Annotated in this window: 20 protein-coding genes, 1 pseudogene and 1 riboswitch; of the genes and pseudogenes, 9 read left to right on the plus strand and 12 right to left on the minus strand. The window is 67.3% G+C overall.

Annotated elements, in window-relative coordinates:
* Positions 1-18: 18 nt before the first annotated feature.
* Both ACQR3U_RS21005 and mca read right to left on the minus strand, forming a co-directional pair.
* Positions 19-339: a hypothetical protein gene (locus ACQR3U_RS21005; RefSeq protein ID WP_006553881.1), complete on the minus strand. Its 321-nt coding sequence runs from the start codon at positions 337-339 to the stop codon at positions 19-21.
* Complete coding sequence (gene mca, locus ACQR3U_RS21010) at positions 336-1,214, minus strand: mycothiol conjugate amidase Mca (protein ID WP_006553880.1); 879 nt, start codon at positions 1,212-1,214, stop codon at positions 336-338. Before mca ends, ACQR3U_RS21005 begins: the two co-directional genes overlap by 4 nt.
* A 162-nt stretch (positions 1,215-1,376) precedes the next feature.
* On the opposite strand from mca, the gene ACQR3U_RS21015 reads away from it, so the two are divergent.
* Positions 1,377-1,805: a DUF4307 domain-containing protein gene (locus tag ACQR3U_RS21015; RefSeq protein ID WP_230811380.1), complete on the plus strand. Its 429-nt coding sequence runs from the start codon at positions 1,377-1,379 to the stop codon at positions 1,803-1,805.
* 246 nt (positions 1,806-2,051) lie between these two features.
* Entirely contained in the window at positions 2,052-2,546 is a 495-nt protein-coding gene (greA, locus tag ACQR3U_RS21020; RefSeq protein ID WP_006553878.1) for a transcription elongation factor GreA, read from the plus strand.
* Positions 2,547-2,638: 92 nt separating this feature from the next.
* Here the strand turns inward: greA and ACQR3U_RS21025 are convergent, their stop codons facing one another.
* From ACQR3U_RS21025 to ACQR3U_RS21055, 7 genes are all read right to left on the minus strand, one after another.
* Positions 2,639-4,000, minus strand: a complete 1,362-nt coding sequence (locus tag ACQR3U_RS21025; RefSeq protein WP_230811379.1) for an NlpC/P60 family protein — start codon at positions 3,998-4,000, stop codon at positions 2,639-2,641.
* Positions 4,001-4,149: 149 nt separating this feature from the next.
* Positions 4,150-6,060: an SEC-C domain-containing protein gene (locus tag ACQR3U_RS21030; RefSeq protein ID WP_230811378.1), complete on the minus strand. Its 1,911-nt coding sequence runs from the start codon at positions 6,058-6,060 to the stop codon at positions 4,150-4,152.
* A 141-nt stretch (positions 6,061-6,201) separates the two neighbouring features.
* Entirely contained in the window at positions 6,202-7,353 is a 1,152-nt protein-coding gene (locus ACQR3U_RS21035) for a cystathionine gamma-synthase (RefSeq protein ID WP_019288736.1), read from the minus strand.
* A 13-nt stretch (positions 7,354-7,366) separates the two neighbouring features.
* A complete protein-coding gene (locus tag ACQR3U_RS21040) occupies positions 7,367-8,752 on the minus strand; it encodes a cystathionine beta-synthase (protein ID WP_006553874.1) in 1,386 nt (461 codons plus the stop codon).
* A gap of 119 nt (positions 8,753-8,871) precedes the next feature.
* Entirely contained in the window at positions 8,872-9,714 is an 843-nt protein-coding gene (locus ACQR3U_RS21045) for a Bax inhibitor-1/YccA family protein (RefSeq protein ID WP_006553873.1), read from the minus strand.
* 96 nt (positions 9,715-9,810) lie between these two features.
* Entirely contained in the window at positions 9,811-10,953 is a 1,143-nt protein-coding gene (locus ACQR3U_RS21050) for a class I SAM-dependent methyltransferase (RefSeq protein WP_230811377.1), read from the minus strand.
* 7 nt (positions 10,954-10,960) lie between these two features.
* The gene (locus tag ACQR3U_RS21055; RefSeq protein ID WP_006553871.1) at positions 10,961-11,317 is read right to left on the minus strand and encodes a hypothetical protein; all 357 of its coding nucleotides are present in this window, start codon (positions 11,315-11,317) and stop codon (positions 10,961-10,963) included.
* Positions 11,318-11,476: 159 nt separating this feature from the next.
* Here ACQR3U_RS21055 and ACQR3U_RS21060 point away from each other — a divergent pair.
* Both ACQR3U_RS21060 and ACQR3U_RS21065 read left to right on the plus strand, forming a co-directional pair.
* Positions 11,477-14,976, plus strand: a pseudogene (locus ACQR3U_RS21060) (protein kinase domain-containing protein).
* Between the two features lie 57 nt (positions 14,977-15,033).
* Positions 15,034-16,053: a magnesium transporter CorA family protein gene (locus ACQR3U_RS21065; protein ID WP_230811374.1), complete on the plus strand. Its 1,020-nt coding sequence runs from the start codon at positions 15,034-15,036 to the stop codon at positions 16,051-16,053.
* 29 nt (positions 16,054-16,082) lie between these two features.
* Here ACQR3U_RS21065 and ACQR3U_RS21070 read toward each other — a convergent pair whose 3' ends face one another.
* Positions 16,083-16,250 carry a hypothetical protein gene (locus tag ACQR3U_RS21070; RefSeq protein WP_230811373.1) on the minus strand — a complete coding sequence of 56 codons (168 nt, stop codon included), beginning with the start codon at positions 16,248-16,250 and terminating at the stop codon, positions 16,083-16,085.
* Between the two features lie 119 nt (positions 16,251-16,369).
* Here ACQR3U_RS21070 and ACQR3U_RS21075 point away from each other — a divergent pair, with 119 nt between their 5' ends.
* A complete protein-coding gene (locus ACQR3U_RS21075; protein WP_230811372.1) occupies positions 16,370-16,567 on the plus strand; it encodes a CsbD family protein in 198 nt (65 codons plus the stop codon).
* 92 nt (positions 16,568-16,659) lie between these two features.
* Here the strand turns inward: ACQR3U_RS21075 and ACQR3U_RS21080 are convergent, their stop codons facing one another.
* A complete protein-coding gene (locus ACQR3U_RS21080) occupies positions 16,660-16,857 on the minus strand; it encodes a hypothetical protein (protein ID WP_006553868.1) in 198 nt (65 codons plus the stop codon).
* Between the two features lie 220 nt (positions 16,858-17,077).
* Here ACQR3U_RS21080 and ACQR3U_RS21085 point away from each other — a divergent pair, with 220 nt between their 5' ends.
* Positions 17,078-17,224: a hypothetical protein gene (locus ACQR3U_RS21085; RefSeq protein ID WP_162836409.1), complete on the plus strand. Its 147-nt coding sequence runs from the start codon at positions 17,078-17,080 to the stop codon at positions 17,222-17,224.
* A 6-nt stretch (positions 17,225-17,230) separates the two neighbouring features.
* Here the strand turns inward: ACQR3U_RS21085 and ACQR3U_RS21090 are convergent, their stop codons facing one another.
* Entirely contained in the window at positions 17,231-18,187 is a 957-nt protein-coding gene (locus ACQR3U_RS21090) for a hypothetical protein (protein ID WP_230811371.1), read from the minus strand.
* Positions 18,188-19,262: 1,075 nt separating this feature from the next.
* Positions 19,263-19,359, plus strand: a riboswitch (TPP riboswitch).
* Between ACQR3U_RS21090 and ACQR3U_RS21095 the strand changes: the two genes are divergently transcribed.
* From ACQR3U_RS21095 to ACQR3U_RS21105, 3 genes are all read left to right on the plus strand, one after another.
* The gene (locus ACQR3U_RS21095) at positions 19,342-20,409 is read left to right on the plus strand and encodes an ABC transporter substrate-binding protein (protein WP_269066016.1); all 1,068 of its coding nucleotides are present in this window, start codon (positions 19,342-19,344) and stop codon (positions 20,407-20,409) included. It overlaps the preceding riboswitch by 18 nt.
* Entirely contained in the window at positions 20,387-21,172 is a 786-nt protein-coding gene (locus tag ACQR3U_RS21100; RefSeq protein ID WP_230811370.1) for an ABC transporter permease, read from the plus strand. Before ACQR3U_RS21095 ends, ACQR3U_RS21100 begins: the two co-directional genes overlap by 23 nt.
* Complete coding sequence (locus ACQR3U_RS21105) at positions 21,169-21,939, plus strand: ABC transporter ATP-binding protein (protein WP_230811369.1); 771 nt, start codon at positions 21,169-21,171, stop codon at positions 21,937-21,939. The genes ACQR3U_RS21100 and ACQR3U_RS21105 overlap by 4 nt, the downstream gene beginning before the upstream one ends.
* The last annotated feature ends 160 nt before the right edge of the window (positions 21,940-22,099 follow it).

Here is a 22,099-nt window from a genome sequence, read left to right on the forward strand (position 1 = left end):
GCCGGTGACGGCCGGTCGTCAGCTTCCCTTGGTGGGTTCCGGACGTTCCGGACCGGTGGCCTTCGTGCCGCCGGCCTTCTCCTCGGCTCCGCCGGGCATCGCACCCGGCAGCGTGCCGTCGTCCACGGCCTGGTCGGGTTCGGGATGCTCCGGCTGGAAGTTCTCGGGCAGCTTCTTCAGCCGCTTGTTCATGTTCCAGATCAGCAGAGCGGTCGCGACCAGCAGGACCACCACGATGGCCAGTCCGAGCGGAGACGCCTTGCCGAACTCGGGGCCGGTCGGCTCCTGGGCCAGAATCTCGACGGCCAGAACATCGACCGCGAGCGTGCCTATCGTCATTTGCCCTGTCCGTCCTCGATGCCCGCGAACAGATCCGTCTCGGGAAGTACCGTGCTCACGCGGGTCTTGGCCAACTCGAACTCCTCGGTCGGCCACACCTTCTGCTGGATGTCCAACGGCACTGCGAAGAAGGATCCGTTGGGGTCGATCTGGGTGGCGTGGGCCCGCAGCGCGTCGTCGCGCTTCGGGAAGTAGTCGCCACAGGTGATCTGGGTGGTCACGCGCCCCATGATGTCGCCCTGCTCGGTGCGCCACTTGTTGAGCCACTGCTCCATCGGGAACGGCTCCCCGCGACGCTCGTACTCCTCGCGGAACAGCTCGAGCCGCTTACGGATGAAACCGTGCGAGTAGTAGAGCTTGCTCACCGCCCAGGGCTCGCCCAGCTCGGGATGGAAATCCGGATCCGCGGCCGCTTCGTAGGCCGCGACCGACACCTCGTGGCACCGGATATGGTCGGGATGCGGGTAGCCACCGTTCTCGTCGTAGGTGGTCATGACGTGGGGGCGGAACTCGCGCACCGACTGCACGAGCCGGCGGACCGGTTCGTCGAGCGGGATCGCAGCGAAGCAGCCCTCCGGCAGCGGAGGCTTGGGGTCGCCCTCGGGCAGTCCGGAGTCGACGAAGCCGAGCCACTGGTGCCGCACACCGAGGATGCGGGCGGCCTCGGCCATCTCCTCCTGACGCACCTCGCTCATGCGTTCGCGAATGCCGGGCACATCCATGGCGGGGTTCAGGATGTCGCCGCGCTCTCCGCCCGTGAGCGTGACCACCAGGACCTCGTGCCCCTCGGCCGAGTACCGGGCCATCGTGGCCGCGCCCTTGCTCGACTCGTCGTCGGGATGGGCGTGCACGGCCATGAGCCGTAGTCCGCTCACGTGTATTCCTCCACCTCACGTCGTCTGCTTCGCCGGAACCGACCCTGCGCCCGCGTCGCGGTCGCTACGGCTCCGTCCTCTATAGTTCCACCTGATAATTCCGACGTCAGCCGTGACCCTGCGGCGACGCCCGATCCATCGTTCCGCTGTGAAAGCAAAGTGATGAGCAACACCCTGCCCACCGACCGGTACCCCTCCTCCCGGTACCCCGGGCCCCGCGTGTCGACACGCGGCAAGCGCTGGGGTTTCACCATCGCCGGTCTGCTCGCCGGGCTCGTCGTGGCGTTCGTGCTGTTCCAGAACAACTCGGCTCCGATCGAGTCGGAGGTCCTCGCCTTCGAGATCATCGACGACAGCACCATCGACATCCAGCTCAAGGTCACGCGGGACGATCCGTCCGAGGATGCTGTCTGCATCATCCGGGCGCGGTCGAAGGACGGCAGCGAGACCGGACGGCGCGAGGTCCTCATCCCGGCGTCCGATTCGCAGACGGTCGTGCTGACATCCACGGTCAAGACGTCACAACGCCCCGGAATGGGCGATACCTACGGCTGCAGCACCGAGGCTCCCGTCTACCTCCGCGCACCCTAGAAATCTACCGCGACCAGCGGCTTCCTGCGCTTTCCGGAGCAGCGACGATAGTGATGCTAAAATAGCCGGATACACGGTTCCACCCTTTGGGGCCGTGTATTGCTGCATAAGAGCATCAACAGACAGTACGACTTCCGTTCAGCCTGACAACCAGGGGGGACGACGGGGGTCGTGCTGTCGCGGTCGTTGCATGTGCACGACTTGTCCACGGAGCCGGGGGCTCCAACCCGAAGGAAGTGATCGAGGATGACCGAGACCCAGGTGACCTGGCTGACGCAGGAGTCGTACGACCGACTCAAGGCCGAGCTGGACCAGCTCATCGCGAATCGTCCTGTCATCGCCGCCGAGATCAACGAGCGTCGCGAGGAAGGCGACCTCAAGGAGAACGGCGGCTACCACGCGGCCCGCGAGGAGCAGGGCCAGCAGGAAGCCCGTATCCGTCAGCTCCAGGAGCTGCTGGGCACCGCCAAGGTCGGCGTCGCTCCGACCGAGTCGGGCGTGGCCCTCCCCGGTTCCGTCGTCACCGTCTACTACGCCGGCGACGAGACCGACACAGAGACTTTCTTGATCGCGACCCGCGAAGAAGGTGCCCGCAACAGCGAGCTCGAGACCTACTCCCCCAGCTCGCCCCTCGGTGGCGCCCTGATCGACGCGAAGGTCGGCGAGACCCGCGAGTACACGCTGCCCAACGGCAACACCATGAAGGTGACACTGGTGAGCGCGGAACCTTACCGCGGCTGATCGCCGAGTGCCGCACCGCGGCAGTCCCCTCTGCAGCCGAAAGGCCCGACCGAATTCTCTCGGTCGGGCCTTTCGCGTGTTCACGGCAGGTGTCAGAAGATGCGCCGCGCCTTCATGTCGGGGAAGACCGGCCCCACCCGCACGACGTCGCCGGTGGTGGGTGCGTGCACCATCTGCCCGCCACCGATGTAGATGGCGACGTGACCGGGTCCGCCGGCCTGCCAGTTGCCGAACAGCAGGTCGCCGGGGCGCGCCGCGTACAGCGGCACCTCGGTGCCGATGTGCCACTGTGTCTCGGACGTGCGCGGCAGCGTGATGCCCGTCGCGGCGAAGACCGCGTACGACGTCAGGCCGGAGCAGTCGAAACCGCCGCCGGACGGCCCGTTGATATTGCCGCCACCCCAGACGTACGGCAGGCCGAGGTACTTGAAGGCAAGGTCGACGATGCGATTACCGACGTCGCCGGCTCCGCCACCGATGCCCAGACCCAGGAACGGCGAGAGCATGCGGGCGAAGACGTGCTCGGTCGCGCGGATCTTCGCGACGTAGGGCTTCGTCTGGTTCTCGTAGTCGGGATGACCGGACGGCATGCCACCGGAGCGCTTCACCGCGCCGACGCCGGCGTTGTAGGCCGCGAGGGTCAGATCGAGGGTGTCGCCCTCGACCAGTCCGCGCTTCTTCCAGTCGTCGATGAGCTTGTAGTTGTCGCACAGGAGGTTGCCCGACGCCATGACCGGGTCGGCGATGCCGAGGACGTCGGCCTTGCCGTCACCGTCGGCGTCCTTGCCGTACTGGTCCCAGGTGCCGGGCATGAACTGTCCCGGGCCGCGGGCGCCGACCGGCGAGACCGGCGCGGTCGGGCCGTACCGGAAACCGTTCTCGGCGGAGTAGAGGGCCGCGAGGACCGGCGCGGAGACCCCTTCGCACAGTTCGCCGGCCTTCTTCAGCCACGGCGCGAACACTGCGATCGCACCGATGGGTGCGAGTCGCGTTCCGGGAAGGATCGCCGGGATCGACGGCAACGTGATCCCGGTGCCCGGGATCGTGGGACCCGGTTGCGGGTTCCCGACCACACCGGTCGCCGGGGGTTGGACCGGTATTCCGAAGGGCCCGGGACGCGCGGCCGGCGGTTCGGGCGCCAGAGCGGGCGGAGTTGCTTGCGGATCGGCGGGGTGCAGGGCCGCGGCCGCATCCTCGGGCAGATGCGGCTCGATCGCTCCCGCGACCGCCGTCGTCGCATCCGCGACCGCCTGTTGTGCTCCCTGCTGCATCGGTTCCGGCAAGGACGCGACGAGATTCGCCACATCCGTGTCGGCGTTCTCGGCAGTTGCCTCGAACGACTCGATCGCCCCGTTGATCTGATCCTTGATCTCTGCTGGTAGGTCCACGCCCTGAACGAGCGCACTTGCTGCCGTAGCCACTGCCACGATGACCGCAGACGGGTCCACCGACATCCGCTACCCCCACATCCATCCATCAACCGCTCTCACCGTAGCTGTGAGGTCGATCACCAGTGCGGCTTCCGGATGTTCTTATCACATATATTCAGGAACACGTTCTAGTACTGGGACCAGTGGGACCGGTGCTTCCTGAGGGTCCGGAGTTACGGTTCCGGATAGAAGTCTGCGGCGTCCGGCTGGGTCAGGACGTCCATGATGTCCACCGCATCGACCGCGTCCTCGTCCAGCAGCGTGACGAGCGTGTCCCGCTGATCCTTCGTCACCGGTTCGCAGCCGCCAGGCATCACCCACCGGTCCTCCCCCACCGGCATCACACGGGCGCACAGCAACGTCCCGGCGGGCACCTCACCCGCGAGCCAGGGCGCGGACACCTCCACCACCCGATCGCTACGGACGTCGCGCAGCGTGAGCGACTCCTCCGGCGCACTCGCCTCGACCTCGAAGACCGAACGCTCGACCGCCAGCCACGAGCGGGCGAGCTCGGCCTCGTCCTCGGGCAGCAACTCACCGCGACGCTCGACGAAATCCGCGAAGGCGCCGGCATCGAAGAGCAGGACGTCCTCGACGAGAGGATCGGCGACGGCCTCGGCCACCGCGTCGTCGTCCCCGTAGCCGGAACGCGCCTCCGCCAGCGCGACCCGCTGTTCGGCCCATCCGGGTTCGAGGGCGTGCATGGCCGCCTTCATGTACAGCCAGTCGGAGCGTTCCTCGAGCGAGTGCTCGGCGCGCCCGAGATGGCACGCCTTGTACTTGCGGCCCGACCCGCACCAGCAGCGGTCGTTGCGGCCGAGCCCCGGGACCTCCTTCGGCCGGTACCGTTCGAGCACTTCGTGGAGGGGATGTTCGTCGCCGCCCGGCACCCGGGCGAGCAGAGACAGCCCCCGTATCGCGTCCCCGCGATCGGAAGCGAAGCGCGCGAGGTCGAACAACGGGAGGTCGAAGGCGGAGTCGAGGTCGGCCGAGCGCTCGTAGTGCCGTTCGGCTTCCGTGAGGCGTCCGGTCGATTCGGCCGCGCGACCGGCGATCCAGTGCGCTGCCCCCGCCGCACGTCGCGGCACATGGTCGAGCAGCCACAGCGCGGCCTGTTCGATCGCCTCGGGCGCGAGCTTCTCCCCCACCAGTTCGTCGTAGACGGTCTCGGCGATCTCGGGATCGGACAGCACCGAGTACAGACCGGATTTTCCCACGGCGAAACGCTCGTCGAGTTCGGCGTCGTCGCCGCGTTCGAGGGCTTCGACCAGCGACGCGAACAGGGCCACGCCGGGCACGGCGTCGACGGGGATCCCGAGCTGTTCGGCATAGATCTCGAACATTGCCCGGTCGGAGTATCCGTCGAAGTCGAAACCGTTCGGTGCCACCAGGTCTCCGCTGCGGACCAGACCGGCTCCGGCGAGCAAGTCCCCGAGCGGCAGGGACGGCGCGGAGAACGCGTCCGGTACATCGGCGAGCACGTCGAGGAAGGCGCCCCCGAGGCTCGCCACCTGCTGGCGGGCGATGGTCTGTTCGAGCGCGTGCACGAATTCGGCCTCACTACTTCGGACTTCGTCGTCGACCGGAGCGAACGACAAGCGACCGTCCCGCACGGTGAGTGCGAGCAGGTCTCCCGCCTCGTGACCCGACAGGGCTCCTTCGGGAAAGACGATCGTCTCCTTGCGGACGATCTCATCCGAATCCGGATCGTTTTGCGTGGCAGCAGCTTCGAATCCACCGGGCTGCACGAGATCGAACTCGTCGTCCTCGGAGACGAGCAGCAGGAGCGGTTCGATGTCGTCGACCGGGATCGCGTGCCGGTCGAGTTCGTCCGCGGTGAGGCGGTGTGTGAGCATCCTGCCCTCGAACAGCGCATCCGTCGCCGCGACACGGCCGTCGGACAACCACATCAACAGCGGATGCGGTTCCGACTGTTCGAGATCGATCATCACTTGCTCGGCCGAGCCGAATCCGTGCTCCTCGAGATGATCGGCCACCTCGTCGATCGTCATGGGTCCATGGCGCCGTACCGTGTCGAGCACGGTGTCCCACAGGGCGGATTCGGGATGTTCACTGTCCGTCACCACGTGATCGTACGGCGCCCGGCAGTGCTTCCGGGGGCTATGCGGTTCCTTCCGCACGTCGCCGTCGATGTTTTCCCGATCGACACGGGAAGAAGGCGTCCTTCGGGACGCCTTCTTCTCCTGTCTTCTACGACCGGTGTGTCAGCCGAGCGCCTGTTCGACGTCGGCGAGCAGGTCGGCGGCATCCTCGATACCCACCGACAGCCGGACGAGATCCTCGGGGACCTCGAGCAGCGACCCGGCGGTGGAGGCGTGGGTCATCGCACCCGGATGCTCGATGAGCGACTCCACACCACCGAGCGACTCGGCGAGGGTGAAGATCTCGGTGCGCTTGCAGAAGTCCAGCGCGGCCTGGCGGCCACCGGCGAGGCGCACGGAAATCATGCCACCGAAGCGACGCATCTGCTTGGCCGCGTACTCGTGGCCCGGATGCGATTCGAGACCCGGGTACAGCACCTTGGTCACGGCGGAATGTCCCGACAGGAAGTCGACGAGCTTCTCGGCGTTGTCGGAGTGCTTCTCCATCCGCACCGCGAGCGTCTTGATGCCGCGCAGCGTGAGGAAGGCGTCGAACGGGCCCGGCACGGCGCCCGCACCGTTCTGCAGGAACGCGAAGGCGGCGTCGAGCTCTTCGTCGTTCGTCACCAGCGCGCCACCGACGACGTCGGAGTGACCACCGATGTACTTGGTGGTCGAATGCAGCACGACGTCGGCACCGAAGGTGAGCGGCTGCTGCAGGTACGGCGACGCGAAGGTGTTGTCGACGACGAGCTTGGCACCACCCTCGTGCGCGATGTCGGCGAGCGCCGAGATGTCGCCGATGTTGAGCAGCGGGTTGGTGGGCGTCTCCACCCACACGAGCTTGGTGTTCGGGCGCACGGCCGCGCGCACCTCGTCGGCGTCGTTGATCGCGGCCGGGGTGTACTCGATCCCCCACTGCGTGAACACCTTGTCGATGAGACGGAAGGTGCCGCCGTATGCGTCGTTGGGGATGACGAGGTGGTCGCCCGGACGCAGCACCGAACGGAGCAGGCAGTCGGTAGCGGCCATGCCCGAGCCGAACGCCCGGCCGTAGGTGCCGTTCTCGAGCGCGGCGAGGTTCGCCTCGAGGGGACGACGGGTGGGGTTGCCGGTGCGGGCGTACTCGAAGCCGTTGCGCATCTCGCCGACGCCGTCCTGGGCGAAGGTCGACGACGCGTAGATCGGCACGTTGACGGCACCGGTCTGGGGGTCGGGCTCGTACCCGGCGTGGATGGCGCGGGTCGCGAAACCGTGCTGGTTCTGGTCTGTCATGAAGATCTGTGTCCTATCGGCCTTGAGAGATGAATCCGAGCAGGTCGTGGCGGGTGATGACACCGACGGGCTTGCCGTCGTCGATCACCATGAGCGCGTCGGTGTCGCCGAACGCCTTCGTGGCGGAGTCGATCGACTCGCCCACGCCGATGTTCGGCAGCGGCGGGCTCATGTGCTTCTCGACCGGATCGGCGAGATTCGCGCGACCTTCGAAGACGGCGCTGAGCAGTTCGCGCTCGCTGACCGAACCAGCCACTTCACCTGCGGTGACGGGCGGTTCGGCACCCACGACCGGCATCTGCGAGACGCCGTACTCCCGAAGGATCTCGATGGCGTCGCGCACCGTCTCGGACGGGTGGGTGTGCACGAGGTCGGGCAGGTCGCCGCTCTTGCCGCGCAGCACATCGCCGACGGTGGAGTCGTCGGGCTTGCCGTCGAGCGGCGCGCGGAGGAAGCCGTAGCTGGCCATCCACTTGTCGTTGAAGATCTTCGACATGTAGCCGCGACCACCGTCGGGCAGCAGCACGACAACGACCGCGTCGGGGCCCTCGCGCTCGGCAACCTGCAGTGCGGCGACGACGGCCATGCCGCAGGAGCCACCGACGAGCAGGCCTTCCTCGCGGGCGAGGCGACGGGTCATCTCGAACGAGTCGGCGTCGGAGACGGCGATGATCTCGTCGGGGATCGACGGGTCGTAGGCCGAGGGCCAGAAGTCCTCACCGACACCTTCGACGAGGTACGGCCGGCCGGTGCCGCCCGAGTACACCGAGCCCTCGGGGTCGACGCCGACGACCTTCACCGCACCGTTGGAGACCTCCTTGAGGTACCGGCCGGTACCCGAGATGGTGCCGCCGGTGCCGACGCCCGCGACGAAGTGCGTGATCTTGCCGTCGGTGTCGTTCCAGATCTCCGGGCCGGTGGTCTCGTAGTGGCTCGCCGGGCCACCCGGGTTGGAGTACTGGTTGGGCTTCCAGCCACCGGGGAGCTCACGGGCGAGACGGTCGGAGACGCTGTAGTAGCTGTCGGGGTGCTCCGGCGGGACCGCGGTCGGGCACACGACCACCTCGGCACCGTAGGCCCGCAGCACGTTGCGCTTGTCCTCGCCAACCTTGTCGGGGCACACGAACACGCACTTGTAGCCGCGCTGCTGCGCGACCAGGGCCAGGCCGATGCCGGTGTTGCCGGAGGTGGGCTCGACGATCGTCCCGCCCGGCTTCAGTTCGCCCGACGCTTCGGCCGCATCGATCATCTTCACCGCGATACGGTCCTTGGAGCTGCCGCCGGGATTGAGGTATTCGATCTTCGCCGCTACGAGCCCCGATCCGGGTTTCACCACCGTGTTGAGCTTGACGAGGGGGGTGTTTCCGATGAGGTCGATGACGGAATCCGCAATGCGCATGACTCCATGTTCCCACGTCGTGGCTTTCCGACAGGGTGAAGGTGTACACCCCTGGGAAAACACCCCCTGGGAAACGACGAAGACCCCGGACCGTGGTCCGGGGTCTTCATGGCGTACTGCTAGTCGTTCTGGAAGTAGCTGAGCAGTCGCAGGATCTCTACGTACAGCCACACCAGGGTGACGGTCAGGCCGAGGGCGACGCCCCAGGCGGCCTTCTCGGGGGCCTGTGCGCGGATCAGCTGATCGGCGGAGTCGAAGTCCAGCAGGAAGCTGAACGCCGCGATGCCGATGCACACGAGGCTGAAGATGATGGCGATCGGGCCGCCGTCGCGCAGGCCCAGGCCACCGTCGATGAAGAAGCCGGCGACGAGGTTGCCCAGCGCCAGGACCAGGACACCGACGAGGGCGCCGACGATCATGCGGGTCAGGCGCGGCGTGACGCGGATGGCGCCGGTGCGGTACACGACGAGCATGCCGAAGAACACGCCGAAGGTACCGAGGACGGCCTGCGCGATCAGAGTCGCGCCGCCGGCGCCACCGAACGTGATGTCGGTGAACATGAACGACAGCGCGCCGAGGAAGAAGCCTTCCGCCACCGCGTAGGCGAGGACGATCGCCGGGTTGTCCATCTTGCGGCCGAACGTCGCGACCAGCACCAGGACGAGGCCGATCAGACCGCCGCCGATGACGAACGGAGCTGCCAGGCCGACGTTGGAGTTGACCAGGACGTAGGAGATGAGTGCCGAGACGGCGAGCACGCCGAGCGTGATGCCGGTCTTGGTGACGACGTCGTCGATCGTCATGGTCCGCTGGTCGGTGGGACGTGCCCACGGATCCGTCTGGGGCTGACCGAATTGCTGGGTGGCCTGCGCGGCGCCCGCCGTCGCAGAGCCGAACGTGGCGTATCCGCCGCCCTCTTGCTTGGGCAGGTTGCGGAACACCGGGTTACTGGTGGTGCGCACCGTGCACTTCCCTTCTCGTGGTCGCTTCTGTCCGTTCAACGAGGCAGTAACCTCAAGAGTTCCCGTTTCGTCGAGAAAGCTCGGACTAATCGAACTCTACCGGCTCCGTACCGACCTGGTCACCGTGAACTTGCGGTTGCGGCCCTCGACGCGGGTCGGCCCGACGATGCCCGACAGCGAGGGGCGGTAGTCGAGGTGGCGGTTGTAGACCGTCCACATCTGTCCTCCCGGGCGGAGGATCCGGGCTGCGGCGTCGAACATCTTGTGGGCCGCGCCGGTGTGCACGGCGGCGCCGATGTGGAAGGGCGGATTACACACCACGAGGTCGACCGACCCGGCGGCGATCGAACTCGCGGCGTCGTCGCGGAGCGTGTCGATCCGGTCGGCGAGCCCGTTCGCGGCGGCCGTCTCCGCGGCGGAGGCGACGGCGGCGGCGGAGTGATCGGTCGCGATCACGCGAACGTCGGGCAGTTGCCGGGCGAGCATCGCGGCGAGGATGCCGGTGCCGCAGCCGAGGTCCACCGCGATCTGCTCGTCCGTGTCGTTACGGGGGAAGTCGAGACGGGGGAAGAAGTCGAGGAGGAAACGGGTACCGATGTCGAGGCGCGGGCCGGCGAAGGCGGCCCCGTGCGCGACGACGGTGAGGCCGAGTTCGTCGAGCCTCTCACGGACGGGATACGAGGCCGGTCCGGGCGTTGCTCGGCGCGCGGTGAGCACACGCGACTTCTGCCGTCCCCGCGACGCGCGGACCTCTGCGAAGGACGCAGCGAGGACGTCGTTCATCGCAAGGCTGATGTGCTTGTCGCGGCCACCGGCGAACACGACGACCTCGGGGTCGGCGTGGCGGGCCACGATCTCGGCGATCTCGGTGAGCGCCGACAGCGAACGGGGAAGACGCAGCAGTACCACTCGGGCACCGGCGAGCAGGTCCGCGTCGAGTCCGCAGGAACGGTAGCGGTCGGTGAGATCCTCACGCTCGGCGTTCGCAGCCAGGGCGCGTTCGGCCACCACCGAGTCCTGATGCACCCGGATCCGCTCCGCGCCGAACCGGACGGCCGCACCCAGGGTCAGGGCGCCGTACTGGTCGTCGACGACCACGATCGTGCCCGGCGCTGCGGATTCCAGTGCGGGCGCGGCTTCGTCGAGGAGCAGGCGATCGGCCCCGTCGACGGCGAACAGGTTGGGCGCTTCCACATCCGGGAAGCGCCTCAACCTGTCGTACAACTCGTCGATCACCACTCGACCGTCAGCACTCGCCCTTTCCGGCGTTCTCGATGGCACGCAGGGTGTCGGCCTGCTCCTCTTCGCTGAGATCCTGCCAGGCCGGGAGCTGCTGCTGGGCGTCGGCGACGGCCTGGGCCGCTGCCACGCGGTCCTGGCCCCACTCCTCGAGCTCGTCGAGGTAGGGCAGCAGAGCCTCGCAGTTCTCCTCGTAGCTCTTACCGAGTTCGACGCTGGTGCCCGAGGTGCCGGCCTCCGCCGAAGCCGAGGTGCTCGTCGTGGTGGTGGTCTCCTCGGCCGAGTCGGATCCGTCCGAGGATCCACACGCCGCCGCAAGCAGGACCACACCTGCACCGAACAGCGCCGCGAGAGTCTTCTTCATCTATGTCCCACTTCTGGTCGCAGTGTCGTTTCGTCCGTTCCCGGTGAGGCACCGTGGTCCGGCCGGACCACGTTAGAACAGGGGCGACGCACGATCTGCGGCGGGCGTGCACATTTCGAGACTATCCTGGGGAAACGGCTTCCCGAGGTGATTGCGCCGATGACCGAGAACGATCCGGCCGCCACTCAGCGCGCGCCGATTGTCGACGTCGCAGAGACGGGCATCGTGCGCGCGCTGCACGATGCCGGTTTCACCGACGCCGTGGAGATCGGCCGCGGCGGCTTCGGTGTGGTCTACCGCTGCCGGCAGGCCGAACTCGACCGCGACGTCGCGGTGAAAGTGCTGCGCCGCTCCCCCGAACCCGCCGATCTCGAACGCTTCCTACGCGAGCAACGCGCGATGGGGCGGCTCTCCGGCCACCCCAACATCGTCACCGTGCTGCAGGCCGGCGCGACGGACACGGGCCTGCCCTATCTGGTGATGCACTATCACCCGCACGACTCTCTCGACACCCGCATCCGGCGGCACGGACCGATCGCCTGGCCGGAGGCGGTCCGGATCGGGGTGAAGGTCGCCGGTGCACTCGAGACGACGCATCGTTCCGACGTCCTGCACCGCGACATCAAGCCCGGCAACATCCTGCTCACCGAGTACGGCGAACCGCAGCTGACGGATTTCGGTATCGCCCGCGTCGGCGGCGGCTTCCGCACCACTGCCGGTGAGATCACCGGTTCCCCCGCGTTCACGGCACCGGAGGTGCTGCGCGGTCATGCCCCGACTCCGGCCGCCGACGTCTACGGCCTCTCCGCGACCCTGTTCGCGGCGATCACCGGTCACGCCGCCTTCGAGCGGAAGGAGGGCGAGAAGATCGTCGCGCAGTTCGTGCGCATCACCTCCGAGCCCGTCCCCGACCTGCGCGGCGAGGGCATCCCCGACGACGTGTGCGAGGCCCTCGAGCGCGGCATGGCGACCGATGCCGAGGACCGGCCGCAGACGGCCGCCGGGTTCGGCGGCCTGCTCCGCGACGTCGAGCGCGCCCACAACCTGCCCATCGACGAGATGGCGCTGCCCGGGTCACCGCCGTCCGGCCCGCTCCCGCCGCGTTCGGCGCCACCGCTCACCGGACCGGCCTCGACGGTTTCCCGCCGGTCGTCCACGGTCTCGGGACGCACCGGTCCGTCCACCGCACCGTCGACCAGGTTCCGGCCGCCCTCGACCTCACGTCCCCTGATCGAACGCAGCCGTCTGATCTCGTTCCTGCGGGCAGGCGGACGACGCCGTCTCGTCGCCATCCACGCCCCCACCGGCTTCGGTAAGTCCACCCTCGCGACGCAGTGGCGCAACGTACTCGCCGCCGAGGAGTGCCGGTCGCGTGGTTGACGGTGGACAGCGACGACAACAACGTCCTGTGGTTCCTCGCGCACCTCGTCGAGGCCACGAAGCAGATCCGGCCGGTCCTCGCGCGCGAACTGGGCCAGATCCTCGACGCGCACGGCGACGAGGCCGAACGGTACGTACTGTGCACGCTCATCGACGAGTTGCACCGCACCGACACCGCGGCGACGCTGGTGATCGACGACTGGCACCGCGTCACGTCGACGGAGACCGTCGCTGCCCTCGAGTTCCTGCTCGACCGCGGATGCCATCACCTGCAGCTCGTGGTGACGAGCCGCAACCGATCCGGACTTCCGCTCAGCCGCATGCGTGTTCGCGACGAGCTGGTCGAGGTCGATTCGACGGCATTGCGGTTCGGGGTGGACGAATCGAACGCCTTCTTGCGCGACATCGGCGGGATAGACCTCGGCCCCGAGGACGTAGAGGATCTCACCCGTACCACGGAGGGCTGGGCCGCAGCCCTGCAGCTCGCGTCGTTGTCGTTGCGCGACAGCGACGATCCGTCGTGGCTCATCGAGAACATCACCGGTCGGCACCACGCGATCGGTGAGTTCCTCGCCGACAACGTGCTGGCCGGTCTCGAACCCCGGATGTACGAATTCCTCCTCGCGACGAGCATCACCGAATCGATCAGCGGCAGCCTTGCCGCGGCGCTCACGGGCGATCCGCGCAGCCAGGCGATGCTCGAAGAGGCGGAGGAACGCGCCCTGTTCCTGCGGCACGTCGACGACGAACGCGTGTGGTTCCGCTATCACCACCTGTTCCTCGACTTCCTGCGTCGACGTCTCGAACGCGACCATCCCGAGAAGGTCGCGGACCTGAATCGCACCGCCGCCGACTGGTTCGCCCGCAACCGCATGCTGCAGGAGGCCGTCGACCACGCCCTCGCCGCCAACGACACCGACTTCGCCGTCGACCTGCTCGCCGACGACGGCATGTACCTGATGGAGCACGGGCACATCGCCACGCTGCTCGCCCTGATCGACAAACTGCCGCCGCGGGCCGTCGCAAACGATCCGCGCCTGCTGCTCACGCAGGCCTGGGCGAACAGTGCGCTGCTGCGGTTGGACCGATGCCGCAGAACCCTCGCGGCAGTACGGGAATTGCTCGACCGTGGGGTGACGGACAGCTACGACGTCGAAGCACTCCACATCGAGGCGGATGCCGTCGAGGCGTCGATCCTGATGAACTCCGACCGCATCGACGGCATCTACGAACTCATCGCGCCGTGCCTGGAGAATCCGACCTCCGTGCACCCGTGGGTGGTGGCGGCCGCAGCCGACTTCGCCTCGTACGCCGACATCTTCCGCTTCGACTTCACCTCAGCGATCCGGCGGCAGGAATGGGCGGAGCCCCACCACCGCGAGACCCGCGGACCGTTCGCGTCGATCTACGGTCAGTGCCTGTGCGGCATCGCCGCGAACGAACGACTCGACGTCGCCTCGGCCGAGAAGTACTTCCGCACAGCGCTGCGCCGAGCGCGACGAAACGGTGGAATCCACACCCACGGAGGGCGTCTCGCCGCTGCCATGCTCGGAGAGCTGCTCTACGAACAGGGACGAACCGCCGAGGCCGAAGCACTGCTCGACGAGAGCAACCTGCTCGGAATAGAAGGCGGTGGAACGGATTTCCTCATCGCTCGCTTCGGTACCGCTGCGCGCCTGAAGATGTTGCAGGGCAACCGGGAGGAAGCCGTCGCCCTGCTCGCCGAAGGACTGCGGGTCGCGGCGCTGCACGACCTGCCGCGCCTGCGGGCACGCATCGAGAACGAACGGGTCCGGCTCGGAATCGCCACTCCAGGCCACTCGACGCGCACGATGCCGGAGAACACTACACCCCACCCCGACGGAACCGTCGAGATCACCCTCCAGATCGAGGACTCCACCGCAATCCGGCTGCTCAGCGAGAACGGGGAGCCCGAGGCGGCGGAACAGGCCGTCGGATGGGCGCGGATGTGGGTACAGCGCACCACCTCGCGTCCCCGCGCCCACCTGCAGGCCCACCGTCTGCTCGCCTCCTGCCTGCACGCGGCCGGACGCATCGAGGAGGCCGAGGAGACCCTGGCCGTCGTGGTCGACGCCTGCGCGGCGCGCGGAATGGTGCGCTATCTGACCGACGGCGGGCCACACGTGATCGCCACGCTCACCTCGATGCGGGTACGGATCCAACAGGGTCTGCGGCCTGACGATCGGCCACGGATCGACCTCGGGTTCGTCGACGAGGTGCTGCGATTGGTGGACACCGAGCATCGTCCTGTCGTGTGAGCCCGGTCGTGACAGGAACGTGGTGTGAAGCCCGCCGATTTCGGGGACACTGCCGAGGTGACGGACCGATACGACAACTCCATCCGGACCCGGCGGTGGGCCCACGGGAAACTCGTCGACGAAGGTTTCCCGCTCTCAGCCGTCTCGGAGCATCTCGCCGATCCCGAGGCCCTCGTCTGGGTGGATCTGTGGAATCCCGAGCACACGGCTCTGCTCGAACTCGCCGAGGAATGGAACCTCGACCCGCACGCCGTCGAGGATTCGCTCGCACACGGCGAGCGCACGAAGGCCACCCGCTACGCCACCCATACCTTCCTCACGGTCTACGCGACACACCTGTTTCCGGATTCCGAGGACGAGAATCAGGCGCACGAGTCCCGGCTCCGCACCACCCGGATCTCCGCCTTCGTCCTGCCCCGCGGCGTCGTCACCGTTCGCCGCGGCACTCCCTTCGACATCGACGAGGCGGTGCGCAGGTGGGACGAGAACACCGACCTGCTGCAGTACGGACCGGGTGCGCTGATCCACGGCCTGCTCGACACGGTCGTCGACGGGCAGTTCGAGACCATCCAGGAACTCGACGATGCCGCCGAGGACCTCGAGGACTGCCTCTTCGAGGACGGCGCCTCCACCCGGCAGATCCTGCGACGCGTCTACCGGCTCCGCAAGGAACTCGTACAGCTCCGGCGGGTCGTGCTGCCGATGCGCGAGGTCGTCAATGCCGTCCTGCGGACCCGCGCCGAGAGCAACCACCACCCCGAACTCGACAGTTCCTACAACGACCTCTACGACCACGTGATGCGTGCTGCGGAGTGGACCGATTCACTGCGCGAGATGGTGAACACCGTCTTCGAGACGAACCTGTCGCTGCAGGACGCGCGCCTGAACATCGTCATGAAGAAACTGACGGGATGGGCCGCGATCATCGCCGTCCCCACGGCCGTCACCGGTTGGTACGGCATGAACGTGCCCTATCCCGGAGTAGGCGAGGCCTGGGGACTGATGAGTGGGGTCGGGATCATGGTCGTGTCGGCGATCGTTCTCTACGTGCTCTTCAAGCGCCGCGACTGGTTGTGAACCCCGCGTTGCTCGGTGAACGGCTCTGTTCAGAGGAAAACTACGAGCAGCACGACGATCACCGCGACGGCTGCGATCACCGCACCCGCCGAACGCCGGCGCTGCACCGGCCCGTCGCGGACGAGTTCGGGATCGGCGTCGGGCGCGTCCCCGATCGGGTCGTCGTTCTCGGGACCGGAGTTGGTGGGATGCGACATCGGTCTCCTCCTGGCTGTCTGTGTCGAAGTCTGACACGGACGAGCCGGTCGTGTTCGGTTTCAGGCTGTTCGGGTGGGGTACTCCGTCAGAGCAACGTTCGATGACACAGGAGGACCCCATGGCGGACTTCGTCGATAAGGCAAAGCACAAGGCAGAAGAAGCGGGCGGCAAGATCAAGGAGAACACCGGTCGGGCGACCGGCGATCGTGATCTCGAAGCCGAGGGTCGCGGCGACCAGGCCTCCAGCGGTCTGAAGCAGGCAGGCGACAAGGTCTCGGATGCCGTCGAGAACGTCAAGGACGCTTTCAAGAAGTAGCCCTTGAACTGCGCGGTGCCGGTAGTTACGACTACCGGCACCGCGCTGTGTCGGTGCGTGCAGCACCCCGCTCTCACGGGGTGCTGCCGGGACTACTTCGAGGAGGTGCCTTCGGTGTCGTCGAAGAAGTGCCAGGTACCGTCCTGCTCGTTCTGCGCCTCCATACGCCAGCCGAGTTCGCTGTTGTCGGCGCGCTGGTCGACGAACCAGGCGTGCGCGTCGTCCGCGCTCTCGATTTCCTTGGTATCCACGACGTTCCCGGTCGGGTCGATCACTCTGTAGGTAGCCATGCCGAGTGTCTTCCCACGCGACTCGCCGGTCAAACGTCGCGCGACCCTTCTGGTGTAGGGTGGAGACATCGTTCGGCTCGCACATGATGAGCAACCTCGCACCACAGTGCCCGAAGGTTCCGAACCGGACGTGAGAGTTCCCCGCCGCGTGTACCGCGGCCCCTCTTCTTCGCACTGCCCCACGGCCGGGGTCTACCCGGCCGCACCCGAAAGGACGGCCATGAGCCAGAACAAAGAATTCGACGGACCCCTCTTCCTCGCGCCCACCACTCCGGAGACCGACGCCGAGACCGAACCCGTCACCGCTGTCGCCGAAGTGGGCGGTCCCCACGACTACACCTCGATCTTCTCCGCGCGCGGCGCCTGATCCGCATCACCCGACTGTGAAGCTACCGACTCGTTCGGCTGCGAAGTCGGCGAGCGTCTGCGATACCTGCTCGGGCCGCCCGTCGTTCTGATCGGAGGCCGCAGTGAGTACATCGATGTGCTTGTATCCGGGCAGCACCCACCTGCGTTCGTTCGGATGATCCGTCTCCGGCAACGGGATCCCGCCGCTCGCCACCAGCGTCACCACAGGATTGCGCGCGACACCGTCGCGGTGGAGATGCCCTTCGAAGCGGGTCGCCGATACGAGGTCGAACGGAAGCCTCGACGGGAAGTACCACTCGGTGAAATCCAGTGGTGGCTCCGACAGATTCCGCGCCAGCTCCGCGATCGACGTCACCTCGCTCCCCCGATCGGTGTACCGCGCCTCGTCGGGTGACGACGCCCCAGTGCCCACCTCGTCGTAGTCGAGCCACCGGTAGACGACTCCCGGATCCGCGAACACCGCCGGCGACGCCTTGAGCGCATCGCCGAAGAATCCCGACCCGAGCACCTCCGGAGTGGCGGGAACAGGAAACAGCTTGTCGCGCACGGGCGCCCCGGTAATGAATCCGACGCTCACCTGCAGGAACCCCAGCGGTTGCGAATTGTCGTCGAGGATCGCGCCGAGCACCGCCTCGTTGGTCGCGTTCAACGTCCGCACATCCGGGTCGCCCGTCGCGAACATCGCGTAGTCCCCCGACAACAGAGTGCGCAACGTCCAGTCGATGTTCGGGTTGTCGGGCATGCGCGGGACAATGCCGTCGGTGCTGTCCGGGTCCAGTCGCGCGGCGAGTCCGGTGAGTGCGAGCAGATTCGTCGTCTCGGGATTGATGACCGTGGGAAGTGCCAGCACCGGCGATGCCGTCGAGATGGAGCCGAAGAACGCATCGACTGGCGCCGAGACCGCTTCGGGCAGATCCGGGAGGGCACTCTGCCCGGGGGAGGGCGCTCCCGCCTCGATCACCGTATCGAGCGCAAAGTACCCGCCGCACTGGTTTGTAACCGGCGTCGCCCGTGGTGGCGGGATCTCCGTCGAAGTCCCATTCCGCGAAGTAGCCGGTGAGGAAACCACCGAGAGAATGTCCGCCGCACAACACTTTCCGTTTCCGCAGTTCCGGGTCGGAGAGTTCGTGACGCAGCAGGTCGTACTGGTCGCGCAGCGTCTGCTCGATGCCGACATGCGAGAGCCACGCGACGTCGGCGCCGCTCGCGTGGCCGGCGAATCGTCGCCCGTCCACTTCGGCACCGCGGAAGTAGTAGTCGGTCGCGGTGCCGAGCGAACCCGTCCGCAGTGCCGCCCGGGTACCGGTGTGGTCCTCGAGGCAGTTCGATCGCCGGTCGAGTGCCCAGAACTCGACGTGGGCACCACGGGCCGGGGCCGCGATGACGGTGTTGCGCGCGACGCTCTCGAACGTGCCCGCTCCCTCGAAGATCCCGGGCTGGGCGACGAGGATCCGGTCGGCGTCGGCCGAACTCTCCGGTCCGTCGGCCGACCGCCACCGCAGATACGACAACCGGTCGCACGCGGCGGGTCGCGGTCCCGCTTCCGCCGGCAGCGGTGCGGGTATCGACACCACGGACCCGAGCACCTCGCCGGCCAGCGGCGCCGACGAGTCATACGGCATTTCGGTGCGTCCGCTCGTCTCCGCCGACACCACCGATGCCGTCAGGGCACTTCCCATCACCGCCGCAGCCATCGCGGCACCCATCATTGCGCGCATCCCATCCCCCGATCGGTTCGTGCGTATTGAACACCGTTGCGGGAGTCGGGTCTACGGAAACAACAGAAGAACGGACCCGTCGGAGTTCACCGACGGCCCTTCATCGTCCGCGCAAGGGAGAGACATGCGCAGAGCGACGGTCCCTGCCGTTCGGGGGAGGTGGCAGGGACCATCACTCGAAGAGTCGGGATCTTCGATCCTTCCGTTGCGGGTGAAATGTGAGGGTGACATCCCGACCTGGGCATTTCCGTAACTTCGGGTCACATCTTCCGTTCTGCTCCCGTCCCGGCGGCTCCAGGAGGGCATGGTGCTAGGGTCGCCCGTGACACGGGGTGCTCCGCACGAGCGGGGCTGAGATCACACCCGTCGAACCTGACCAGGTAATGCTGACGAAGGGATGTCCCGACATGACCACGCCTGTACCCACATCGATCCGTCCCCTGCCCGCGCAGTGAAGGCGCGGCGGACTCTCGCCGGACTGCTCACCCTCGTCGCCGCACTCTCCGCGGTCGTCGGGTGCTCGTCCGATTCCGGGAGCGACACCATCCGATTCGCGTTGGACTGGACGCCCAACACCAATCACACCGGCCTGTACGTGGCGCAGCAGGAAGGTCTGTTCGCCGATGCGGGTCTCGACGTCGAGATCCTGCCGTACAACAACGCGACCCCCGACACCCTCGTCGACGCGGGTAGCGCCGAGTTCGGAATCTCCACGCACGCCACATCGACCATCGCCAGAGCCGCCGGGTCCCGGACCGTCGCGGTCCTCGCACCGCTGCAGCACTGGGCGACGGGGATCGCCGTGCGGGCCGACAACGCCGAGATCACGCGACCGGCGGATCTCGACGGCAAGACCTTCGCGGGCTTCGCCAACCCTGGTGAGGACGAGATGCTCGCCGAAGTGATCCGCAACGACGGTGGTCGCGGTGAGTTCGAGAACGTGACGCTCGGGACGTCGTCGTACGAGGCCGTCTACTCGTCGACCGCCGACTTCACCGTGTCATACCTGGCGTGGGAGGGTCTCGAGGCCGAGCACCGCGGCCTGCCCATGCGGTACTTCGGCTTCACCGACTACGGCTTCCCCGACGCGTACGCGATCGTCGTCGACGGCAACGAGGACTGGATGACGGAGAACCCGGAGCAGGCACGCGCTTTCGTGCAGGCGCTGCACCAGGGTTACCGGATCGCCGCCGACGACCCCGATCGTGGAGCCCGGGCTCTGCTCGAGGCGAACCCCGGGGCCTTCCCCGACGAGGAACTCGTCTACGAGAGCCAGCGCATGCTCGCCGCCGAGTACATGCGTGACGCCTCCGGCGCCGTCGGAGTCCTCGACGCCGGGAAATGGTCGGCCTATGCCCAGTTCCTGTACGAGAACGGCGTGCTGTCCGGACCCGACGGCAGCCCGTTGACGACCGAGCCGGACTGGTCGACCTATGTCACCGATGACTACCTCGAAGACCGATAGCATCGGCCGCGCACGTCGGCTCCTTCCCGCGCTGCTCATCGCCGGGGCTCTGGTCGCGATCTGGCAGTCGTACGTCGTGGTGAGCGGTGTCCGCCCGCAGGTGTTGCCCTCCCCCGCACGCGTTCTCACGCAGGGGTGGTCTCATCGCGTCGACATCGCCGGGCACGCCTGGTCCACTCTGCAGGTCACGATGGTCGGGTTCGCCGTGTCGCTGGCACTGGCGTGGGCCCTCGCGATCGTCGTAGACTTCTCGCCTTGGTTGCGGCGGGCCCTCGTGCCGTTGTTCGTGGTGTCGCAGACCCTGCCGATCATCGCGATCGCGCCGTTGATGATCATCTGGTTCGGTTTCGGACTGCTACCGAAGATCCTCGTCATCGCGCTGGTGACGTTCTTCCCCGTCACGATCGGGCTGCTCGAAGGGTTCGCGGCGGCCGACCGGGAGGCGGGCGCGTTGCTACGCAGTATGGGCGCGTCGCGGTGGCAGCAGTTCCGTTACGTGCGCCTGCCATCCGCGCTCCCCCGCTTCTTCACCGCCCTGCGGATCGGCATCACCTACGCCGTCGTGGGTGCGGTGTTCGCCGAATACGTCGGCGCGACATCCGGTCTGGGCATCTACATGAGCACGCAGAAGAACTCGTTCCGCACCGATCTCGTGCTCGCTGCCGTAGTGGTGACCGCTGCTCTGTCACTCCTGCTGTACGCGCTGACGTTCGTCGTCGAACGGATGGTCGCGCCGTGGGCGCTCACGAGGGGTGAGAGATGAATGCGGTGACGGTGGCCTCGGTCCACAAGTCGTACGGCGACCGGGCGGTGATCGACGGCATCGACTGTGCTGTGGAGCCCGGCGAGTTCGTGTCCCTCATCGGGCCGAGTGGGTGCGGCAAGTCGACGCTGTTCTCGATCGTCGCGGGACTCGAGCAACCCGACACCGGAGAGGTTCTCGTCGGCGACTCCCCCGCGGCACCCGGGCAGGTCGCGCTGATGCCGCAGAAGGACCTGCTGTTCCCGTGGCGGACGGTGCTCGACAACTGCACACTCGGGCTCGAGGTGCAGGGTGTACAGCGATCCGACGCTCGTGCCCGCGCCCGCGAACTGCTGCCGACCTTCGGCCTGGCCGGCTTCGAGGACGCTGCCCCGCACCAACTGTCGGGCGGTATGCGTCAACGCGCGTCGCTCGCACGCACGGTGCTGCAGGGGCGCGACGTGCTCCTGCTCGACGAGCCGTTCGGCGCACTCGATTCGCTGACCCGCACCGAGATGCAACTGTGGTTGCAGCAGGTGTGGCAGCAGCATCGGTGGACGGTGCTGATGGTGACGCACGACGTCCGCGAGGCGGTGTTGCTGTCCGATCGGGTCGTCGTCCTCGGTCCGCGACCGACGCGGGTGCAGCACGAGGTGCGTGTGCACCTGCCCCGACCTCGAACCCTGGAGACGTGCGTGTCGAGCGAGTTCGTGGCGCTCGAACACGAGCTCATGGAGGTCCTGCACCGGTCACGACACGAGGAGCAGCCGAGGTTGCCCTCGGGATAGTCGCCGGCCGAACTGTTCGCCACCAGTGCATCCGCTACAAGATTCGCTATCCGCTACGGCAAATTCGGTAGTTGTCAACCTGTCTGAGACAGGTGGTGGATGTTGATCCCTGTAGACCCGGGCAGTTCCGGCGCACGAGGCGCACGCCGGAACCGCTCGG

Origin of the sequence: Rhodococcus sp. IEGM1339 (genome assembly GCF_050321925.1) — a bacterium.
Classification (GTDB): Bacteria; Actinomycetota; Actinomycetes; order Mycobacteriales; family Mycobacteriaceae; genus Rhodococcus; species Rhodococcus pyridinivorans.